The 8,389-nt window shown below is 70.3% G+C and carries 10 protein-coding genes; 5 read left to right on the top strand and 5 right to left on the bottom strand.

The features are described 5' to 3' along the window. Nucleotides 1–139 precede the first annotated feature (139 nt). Together MVF76_RS00575 and MVF76_RS00570 are read left to right on the top strand one after the other, a co-directional pair. Complete coding sequence (locus MVF76_RS00575) at nucleotides 140–937, top strand: alpha/beta fold hydrolase (RefSeq protein WP_297526614.1); 798 nt, start codon at nucleotides 140–142, stop codon at nucleotides 935–937. 5 nt (nucleotides 938–942) lie between these two features. After that, nucleotides 943–1,401 carry a CopD family protein gene (locus MVF76_RS00570; RefSeq protein ID WP_297526616.1) on the top strand — a complete coding sequence of 153 codons (459 nt, stop codon included), beginning with the start codon at nucleotides 943–945 and terminating at the stop codon, nucleotides 1,399–1,401. A gap of 80 nt (nucleotides 1,402–1,481) precedes the next feature. Here the strand turns inward: MVF76_RS00570 and djlA are convergent, their stop codons facing one another. After that, nucleotides 1,482–2,276, bottom strand: a complete 795-nt coding sequence (gene djlA / locus MVF76_RS00565; RefSeq protein WP_297526612.1) for a co-chaperone DjlA — start codon at nucleotides 2,274–2,276, stop codon at nucleotides 1,482–1,484. A 198-nt stretch (nucleotides 2,277–2,474) separates the two neighbouring features. Here djlA and MVF76_RS00560 point away from each other — a divergent pair, with 198 nt between their 5' ends. From MVF76_RS00560 to MVF76_RS00550, 3 genes are all read left to right on the top strand, one after another. Beyond that, complete coding sequence (locus MVF76_RS00560; protein ID WP_297526610.1) at nucleotides 2,475–2,762, top strand: DUF6763 family protein; 288 nt, start codon at nucleotides 2,475–2,477, stop codon at nucleotides 2,760–2,762. 23 nt (nucleotides 2,763–2,785) lie between these two features. Then, the gene (nfi, locus tag MVF76_RS00555) at nucleotides 2,786–3,499 is read left to right on the top strand and encodes a deoxyribonuclease V (protein ID WP_297526608.1); all 714 of its coding nucleotides are present in this window, start codon (nucleotides 2,786–2,788) and stop codon (nucleotides 3,497–3,499) included. A gap of 113 nt (nucleotides 3,500–3,612) precedes the next feature. After that, a complete protein-coding gene (locus tag MVF76_RS00550; RefSeq protein ID WP_297526606.1) occupies nucleotides 3,613–3,819 on the top strand; it encodes a hypothetical protein in 207 nt (68 codons plus the stop codon). A 75-nt stretch (nucleotides 3,820–3,894) separates the two neighbouring features. On the opposite strand, the gene MVF76_RS00545 is transcribed toward MVF76_RS00550, so the two are convergent. The 4 genes from MVF76_RS00545 to MVF76_RS00530 form a co-directional block, all read right to left on the bottom strand. Next, nucleotides 3,895–4,812: a bile acid:sodium symporter family protein gene (locus tag MVF76_RS00545; protein WP_297526603.1), complete on the bottom strand. Its 918-nt coding sequence runs from the start codon at nucleotides 4,810–4,812 to the stop codon at nucleotides 3,895–3,897. Further along, nucleotides 4,809–5,162: a Rieske (2Fe-2S) protein gene (locus MVF76_RS00540; protein WP_297526601.1), complete on the bottom strand. Its 354-nt coding sequence runs from the start codon at nucleotides 5,160–5,162 to the stop codon at nucleotides 4,809–4,811. Before MVF76_RS00540 ends, MVF76_RS00545 begins: the two co-directional genes overlap by 4 nt. Beyond that, nucleotides 5,159–6,031, bottom strand: coding sequence for a PfkB family carbohydrate kinase (locus tag MVF76_RS00535; RefSeq protein WP_297526598.1), 873 nt, complete (start codon nucleotides 6,029–6,031; stop codon nucleotides 5,159–5,161). The genes MVF76_RS00540 and MVF76_RS00535 overlap by 4 nt, the downstream gene beginning before the upstream one ends. A gap of 95 nt (nucleotides 6,032–6,126) precedes the next feature. Beyond that, nucleotides 6,127–8,389: SUMF1/EgtB/PvdO family nonheme iron enzyme (locus MVF76_RS00530; RefSeq protein WP_297526596.1), on the bottom strand; the 2,263-nt coding region annotated here is incomplete at its 5' end.

Genomic DNA, 8,389 nt, shown 5'->3' with positions numbered 1-8,389 from the left:
GTTGAGCTGTCTGGGTTCGTTGAATTCCGAAAGCTGCGCACTGTACCCTAAGCGCCAGCCATTTTCAGCCATCGGCGGCGGTCCCGGGCTGTCACGCGTATCCCCCGCACTTCGACCGCACGCGCGCAACGGGAACCCTATGACGCGGAAATTTCTGATTATTTTCTGCCTTATCGCCCTGTCCGGCACGGCCTGGGCGACGGACACGGCAAAGGAACAGCGCTGGGCCGAGCAGATCACCGACATGCTGGTGGTGGGCGAGGCCGAGTGGCTGGAGGCCAACGGGCAGAAGTTTCTGGCCCTCTACACCGAGGACACCACGGGTGCTCCCAAGGGTGCCGTGATCCTGGTTCACGGCACCGGCGCCCATCCCGACTGGCCGGACGTGATCCACCCCCTGCGGGTGCGCCTGCCCGACCATGGCTGGTCCACCCTGTCGATCCAGGCCCCGGTGCTGGCCAACGAGGCCGGCTACGCGGAATACGCCCCCCTCATCAAGGAGGCCGCGCCACGCATTCAGGCCGCGGTCGCCTTCCTCCAGCAACGGGCACCGGACCTGCCGGTATTCCTCCTCGGCCACAGCCTCGGTGCGACCATGGCCACCGCCTGCGTCGCCGACACGCCCGATCTGCCGCTGGCCGGACTGGCGATCGTCGGCCTGAGCGTGCGCGACGAGGATCCGTTGCTGGACAGCCTGGCCTACCTGCAGAGGCTGCGCCTGCCGGTGTTCGATCTCTACGGCAGCCGCGACCTGCCCGCGGTGACGGCAAGCGCCCCGGCGCGCCGCAAGGCCGCGGTGAGGGCCGGCAACCGCGCCTACCGCCAGTTCGAGGTCAGCGGTGCCGACCACTTCTTCCAGGGGCTGGAAGACGAGCTGGTCAGCCGCGTTCGCGGCTGGCTGGAAACCACCACCAAGCAACGGGAAGACACACCATGAACCTGATGACACCCCTGATCACCCTGCACCTGCTGGCCGCCGTCGTCTGGGTCGGGGGCATGTTCTTCGCCTACATGGCGCTGCGTCCGGCCGCCGCCCGGTTGCTGGAACCGCCGCAGCGCCTGTCGCTGTGGGTGGCCACCTTCGGCCGCTTCTTCCCCTGGGTGTGGATCGCCGTGCTGCTGTTGCCCCTCACCGGCTACCTGATGGTGTTCAAGGTGTTCGGTGGCATGGGGCACGCCGGCCTGCACGTGCACCTGATGCAGGGCCTGGGCTGGCTCATGATCGCCCTCTACCTGCATCTGTACTTCGCGCCCTACCGCAAGCTGCGCCACCGGGTCGCCGAGCAGGACTGGCCCGAGGCCGGGCTTCAGCTCAACCGCATCCGCCGCATCGTCGGCACCAATCTCCTGCTCGGCCTGGCGGTGGTGGCCATCGCCTCCGGCGGGCGTTACTTCGGCTGAGGTGCCCCCAACACCTCGATGATGCGCGGCGGCAGAGGCCTTCGGCCCGTGCTGCAGACCCCGCCCTTTCCCGGTTTCGGTCAGCCCCTGCGGGCCTTGCGAACGCGTTCGTAGGCCGCCTTGATCTGCTGGGTGCGCTCGGTGGCGACCCGGATCATCTCCTCCGGCAGGCCCTTGGCCACCAGCTTGTCCGGGTGGTGCTGGTTCATCAGTCGTCTGTAGGCCTTCTTGACCTCGGCGTCGCTGGCCTCGGGCGTCACGCCGAGCATGCGGTAGGCCGCTGCCAGTTCGTCTTCGGTCGCCGGTCGCCGGGCCTGCCCGCCGCCACCGCCATGCAACCCGGCGACCAGCGCCTCGAGCTGGGCCAGTTCGGCCGGGCTGACGCCCAGGCGGGTGGCGATGTATTCCAGCACCCGGCGTTCGCCAGGCGCGATGCTGCCGTCGGCCAGGGCCGCGGCGAGCTGGATCTCCAGGAAGCTGACAACCAGGTGCCGGCGGCGATGACATTCGCGGCGGAACTGGTCGAGCACGGCATCGAGATCGAAATCCGGCGACTTGCCCTCCCGAAACAGAGCCTGCGCGGCCTTGCGCATGGCGCCGTCGAGGCGCATCTGCGCCATCACCTGCTCGGCCAGACGGATCTCGTCGGGCGACACCCGGCCATCGGCCTTGGCGACATGACCCATGACCGAGAAGGTGGCGGTGAAGAAGGCGGTCTGGACCCGTTCCTGCTGGCCGGGATCGAAGCCGGCGCCGGGCTCGATGTGCAGCCCCTGATCGAACTTGTGCCCGAGTGCCGCACCCAGCAGGGCGCCCAGTGGCCCGCCGAGCATGTAACCGAAGGCGCCGCCCAGGACCTTGCCCCACCAGCTCATTGCCGCATCTCCCCGACGCGGGCCGACCGCCCCGGCGAATGGGTGATAATCACGATATTCAAGCGCTTGCTCCCCCCTGGCGAGTGGCGTGCGTCTTGCTTCCTTGCGCAGCCGGCGGCGAGCGCCTATACCAAGACCAGAGGGCCCGCCCGGCAGCGACAGATGTTAGCGCACCGGCGGGCCGGGAGGTAATGCACCATGGCAACCGAGTTCGAACCCCGCATCGGCGACTGGTACCGTACCGCGACCGGCGACACCTTCGAGATTGTCGCCTACGACGAGGACGACCAGACCGTGGAACTCCAGTATTTCGACGGCACGGTCGAGGAACTCGATCTGGACAGCTGGTACGAACTGGATATCGAGATCACCGAACCGCCGGAGGACTGGTCCGGCTCGATGGACATCGAACGCGACGACTATGGCGTCGACCTCGATCTCCACGGCAACGAAGCCTGGATCAACCCGCTGGATGCCTTCGAATAGCCGTCATCGGACGCCCCTGTGCGATGACTGACCATCGCCCCCGCTTCACCGCGCCCCATCCCTGGCGGGTGTCGCCGGCGCTGGCGCGCCGCATCCAGGAACAGCTCGCTGCGGAAGTCATTCTCGAGGACCGGCTGGACCCGCCACAGACCGTGGCCGGCACCGACATCGGCTTCGAGGACGGCAACCGCGTCACCCGTGCCGCCCTGGCCACGCTCGGCTTCCCCGGCCTGCAGCCGCTGGAATCGGTGGTGGTACGCCGGCCGACCACCTTCCCCTACGTGCCGGGGCTGCTGTCCTTCCGCGAGGTACCGGCACTGCTCGACGCCCTGAATGCGGCCCGCCGTGTCCCGGACCTGATCCTCTGCGATGGCCAGGGCTATGCCCACCCGCGACGCTTCGGCCTGGCCTGTCACCTGGGCGTGGTCACCGGCCTGCCCACCATCGGCGTGGCCAAGAGCCGGCTGATCGGCGAATACGAGCCGCCGGGCCCCGATCGCGGCGACTGGTCCCCGCTGCGCGACCGCGGCGAGGTGATCGGCGCCGTGCTGCGCACCCGCGCCGGGGTCAGTCCGGTGTTCGTTTCCATCGGACACCGCGTCGGCCTGGAGACGGCGGTCCGCTGCGTGCTCGCCTGCACGCCGCGCTACCGGCTGCCGGAAACCACACGCCGCGCGCACCATCTCGCTTCCGTCGCCGCTCTCGACGACCCGTCGCGGCCTCGCACAAGCGCTTGAGCCAACAACTGATTCGCGAGTCGACTTGAAGAGTCCCGCGCCCACCTCAATGTTCACCCGCGATGGCCGCTAATTCAGTCAGAGGGCGGCCGACACGCACGAGGAGGTGCGAGATGATGATCCTCGACATGGCAACCGGCGAAGTGGAACAGGCGGTCGAGCGGCGCGAGCCGGAGACGATCGCCGGAGACGAATACCGGGATCCCGCGCCCGTGGCGGCCCTGCAGGAAGTCGCGGTTTCCGGAGCGGAGACCCGGCAGCCCGACGCAGGCGTGCTCGCCGGCCTGGACATCGCCGCCTTCGTCGACGCCCAGCGCTGAGCCGCCGGCAATCACGTCCGCCCCGGACCGCAACTGCCGCTCCCCGGCCCCGGGACCCATCCCCTGCGGCAACACTCAACTGGCGTCGGATGCGCGCCGCGCCCACCAGCCGGCCAGCAATGAACCGCTGAGGTTGTGCCAGATGCTGAACAGGGCGCCGGGCAACGCCGCCAGCGGCACGAAGTGCTTCAGCGCCAGCGCCACCGCCAGCCCGGAGTTCTGCATGCCCACCTCGATGGCCAGGGTGCGGGCCACCCGCAGCGGCTGGCCGGCCAGCCGTGCCGCCGCATAGCCGAGCACCAGCCCGGCCAGATTGTGCAGACAGACGGCCACAACCAGCAGCCCCGCCAGCTCCGCCAGCCGCCCCCGGTTGAGGGCGACGATGACCGCGATGATGACCGCAATGGCCAGCACCGACAGCAGCGGGAACAGGTGTCGGACCGGCGCAAGTCGCGCATGGAAGCGATGATTGAGCCACATCCCGGCCAGCACCGGCAGCAGCACCACCTCGAGGATGGTCAGCAGCATGGGTCCGGCCGGCACCGGCAGGCTGCGGCCGAGATAGAGTTCCGTCAGCAGCGGCGTGGCCACCACGGCCAGCAGCGTGGACAGGCCGGTGAGGGTGATGGACAGCGCCACGTCGCCGCGGGCCAGGTAACAGATCACATTGGATGCCGTGCCGCCGGGCGCGCTGCCCACCAGCACCATGCCGGCCACCAGCGGCGCGGACAGACCCAGCAGACTGCCCAGCCCCCAGCCGGCCAGCGGCATGAGCAGGAACTGCAGCCCCAGCCCGAGCAGGATCACGCCCGGCCGGGACAGGGCCTCGCGGAAGTTGTCGGGACGCAGGGTCATGCCCATGCCGAACATCACCAGTCCCAGCAGCGGCAGGATGGCGGGACGCAGTGCCGCCAACGGCTCCGGCTGCCACCAGGCCAGCGCGCAGGCGGCCAGCGCCCATAGCGGAAAGGCACGGGTGAGGCCGTGGATCACGACGCCGGGTCCTGCAGCCGCACCGCCCCGCCGTCGACGACCACCGGCACCGCTTCCAGAGCATCGCCGACACAGGGGCCGGCCACGCATTCGCCTGATTCCAGCGTGAACAGGGCATCATGGGTCGCGCACTGGAGATGGGTTCGATCCAGGTTGAGGAACTGCCCCGGCACCCAGTCCAGCGGACTGCCGGCATGCGGACAGCGATTGACGTAGGCGGACACCCGGTCGCCGCTGCGCACCAGGATGATGTCCAGTGGCCGCCCGTCGCGCTCGATAGTGAAGGCGCGGGCGTCGGGGTCGGCCAGATCCTCGAACCGGCACAGCACCGGACCGGCGGCCGCAGTCATGCCACCAACCCCGCATCGAAGCCGAGACGACCGCACTTGCGGCCGGCCAGCGTCACCGCCGCCTCGAGCGCCTGCGGCCAGTCGCGGCCGCGCAGGCGGCCGTCGATGACGCCGGCGTTGAAGGTATCCCCTGCGCCCAGGGTATCCACCACCCTTTCCGGTGGCCGCGCCGCCACTTCATGCCAGTGGCCGTCGTGGGTGAGCACGGCGGCACCGGCCTCGCCCCAGGCACAGACCCGGTCCGCGCGGGGCGCCTCGCGGGCCATGGCCTCCAGGAAGGGCCGCGGCGCCTCGAAGCCCCGGCTGCGGGCATAGTGGCGGGAAAACAGCAGCAGGTCGGCGCCATCAAACAGTCGCTCGATGCCGGGACGCGGCTTCTCGATCTCCACCGACCGCGGCAGCCCGGGCCGGATCGCCGCGGCCCGCACCAGCATCTGTTCGGTTTCCTCGACCGCCCGGCCCTCGAAGTGCAGCCAGTCGCAGTCGCCGAGATCGACCTGGGCAAAGTCGGCGGCGGAGAACTCGGGCAGGTCCCGGTAATGGACGATGGTGCGCGAACCGGTGGCCGCGCTGAGGAGGACACAGGAGGTGGGCATGCTGCCCTGCTCGAGAACCCGGCAGAAACGGGTGCCGATGCCATGGCGGGCCAGATCGTCGCGAACGGGCGCCGCGTCGGGCGTGTCCACCAGCACGCCTGCCCAGTCGCAGGCATGACCGAGGAGGGAGAGCACCACCAGGGTGTTGGTCGCGTTGCCGCCGCGCACACGGCGCATGGACAGGGCCCGCACCTCCGCATCCTCGGGCGGACAGGCGGCGACCTCGCTGATGATGTCCAGGGTGGCGATGCCCACTGCGATGATCCGGCTCATGGGGGCGACAGTCTAGCAGCCTGTCGGACTTGGCCCGCATAGTGCACCAGGGGCAGCGCCTCGCCCCACCCCCTGCGGACACCCCGAGCGCGCCCTCAGCGTTCGCGCACCACCCGGAAACCCAGGTCGCTCAGGCGCGTGCCGGCATGCTGCTGACCGCGCTTGGTGAGACGCAGGGTATTGGCGGGGCTGTTGAAACCGCCGCCGCGCACCACCCGGCGGCTGCAACCAGCCTCCAGCCAGGCGCTGCCGTCGTCGGGCGCCCCCTCGTAGCTCGGATGATAGCAGTCCTGTATCCACTCGCTGACATTGCCCGAGACGTCATGCAACCCGAAGTCATTGGCGTCGAAACTGCCCACCGGCGCGGTCTTCGAGGCATCCCAGACACTGCCGCAGTTGAAGCAGTTGGCGCGGTTCTCGCCCAGCGAGTTGCCCCACCAGTAGAGGGTGCGCGCGCCGCGGCCGGCGGCGTACTCCCATTCCGCCTCGGTCGGCAGCCGATAGACGTGGCCAGTCTGTTCCGACAACCAGCGGGTATAGGCGACGGCATCGTCCCAGGTGACATTGATCACGGGGCGCTGGCCGCGACCCCAGCCCTCGTCGGCAGGCAGCTTGCGGCCGGTGGCCCTGGCAAAGGCATCGTACTCCTCGAAGGTGACCTCGTAGCGGCCCATGGCGAAATCCGGCACCTTCACCTTGTGGCGCGGCCGCTCGTCGAACTCGAGCGAGTTGCTGCCGCTGCCCATCTCGAACTCGCCGCCCCTGATCTCGATCATCTCCGGCATGGGCAGGGCGGGATCACTGCTGGCCCGGTCGCGGAAGCTGCGACCCGGCTTCGGCGCCTCCAGCGGCGGCAGGCTGGGCCGGACGGTGGCCCGCTTCGGTTTCGCGGGCGCAGCCTTCGGCGTCGCGGCCGGCTTCGTCTCCGCAACCGCGGGCGACTCCGCGGCCGACGGTGCCGGCGACGGGGCGACCGGTACCGCCTGCTGCTGTTGATACCAGAGGAAACCGCCGGCAACGGCCGCGCCCAGCAGGAGTCCGCCCAGCAGTCCGAACACCAGCCCGCCCCGGCCTGGCGCAGCCGGCACTTCCTCGGCCGGCATCGCGACCGGCGCGGGCGCGGCCTGCCGGGCGGCAAGCTGCTCGCGCAGCTGCGCGGCCTCGTCGAGGGCGGCGTCGCGTCCCTGCACGGCCTCGTTCACCCGCTCGCGGATCAGTTCCAGCTCCGCCTGCAGGCGGATCAGGTCGCTGCCGTCGTTGTCCGCGGCGGGTGCCTGCGCCTGCTGCTGCAGCCGTTCCAGTTCGGCGCGGTAAGCGGCCGCCTCGTCGCGGGCCTCGTTGAGCAGCAGACGCAGACGTTCGGTCTCCTCGGCATCGCCCCCGCCCTCGGCCAGCGCCCGTTCCAGTTCCGCCACCCGATCCTGCATGGCCTCGAGATCCGCCGTCGTCGCCTCACGCAACTGGGCCAGCTCGGCCTCCAGGGCCCGTTCGCGGGCCAACGCCGCCTCGCGCACGGCATCCAGCTCGGCGGCGAGCCGGTCCCGCTCGGCGATGACTTCCTCTGCCGCCCCGGCGCCCGCGTTCGCCTCGGCAATCCGGGCCTCCGCGGCCGCCAGCGCCGATTCCAGTTCACCGATGCGGGCGCGCAGCGGCCCCGCCTCGGCGGCCTCGGCACGGGCCTGCGCCAGTTCCGCTTCGAGCGACTCGCGTGCCTTGAGCACTTCGGCCGCCTCACCCTCCAGTGTCTGCAGACGCTGTTCCAGCTCGTCGGTCCGGGCCTGCAGCGTGTCGCGCTCGCGACCCAGCGCATCCACCGCACCGGCCTTCTCCGCCAGCTCGGCGCGGGCGGTTTCCATCGCGGCCTCGAGTTCGGCGATGCGCCCCTGCAGCCGCTCGCTCTCCTGCTCGAACTGGGCGCGCAGTGCCCCACTGCTGTCTTCGCCCTTGGACAGCGCATCCCGCGCCTCGACGAGCTGGGCCCGGACCTCGTTGAGTTCCGTCGTCAGCGCGGCCTCGCGCGCCTGCATGGCCTGACCGGACTGCTCGAGTGCGGTACGGGCCTCCTCCAGCTGATGCGCCAGGGTTTCGCGCGCCTCGCCAAGACTGGCCGTCTCCTGACGTGCCGCCTCCAGCGCCGCAACCGTTTCCGCGTGTTCCCGCTCGACTGCCGCGAAGCGCTCGGCCTCGGCGGCACGAGCCTCGCGCTCGCCGGCGAGCGCCTGCTCCAGCTTGGCGACCCGCGTCTCGAATCGTTCGCGGGTGGCCTCCAGATCGCCGCGGGCATCGGCCAGCGCCGTCTCGACCTTGCCCTTGTCGGCCTCCAGTGCCTCCAGCCGCCGGCCCAGGGCCTCGTTGCGC

This window comes from Thiohalobacter sp. (assembly GCF_027000115.1).
Taxonomy (GTDB): domain Bacteria; phylum Pseudomonadota; class Gammaproteobacteria; order Thiohalobacterales; family Thiohalobacteraceae; genus JALTON01.
The sequence above is the reverse complement of the archived record's forward strand: the minus strand, read 5'-3'. Positions and strand labels throughout refer to the sequence as shown.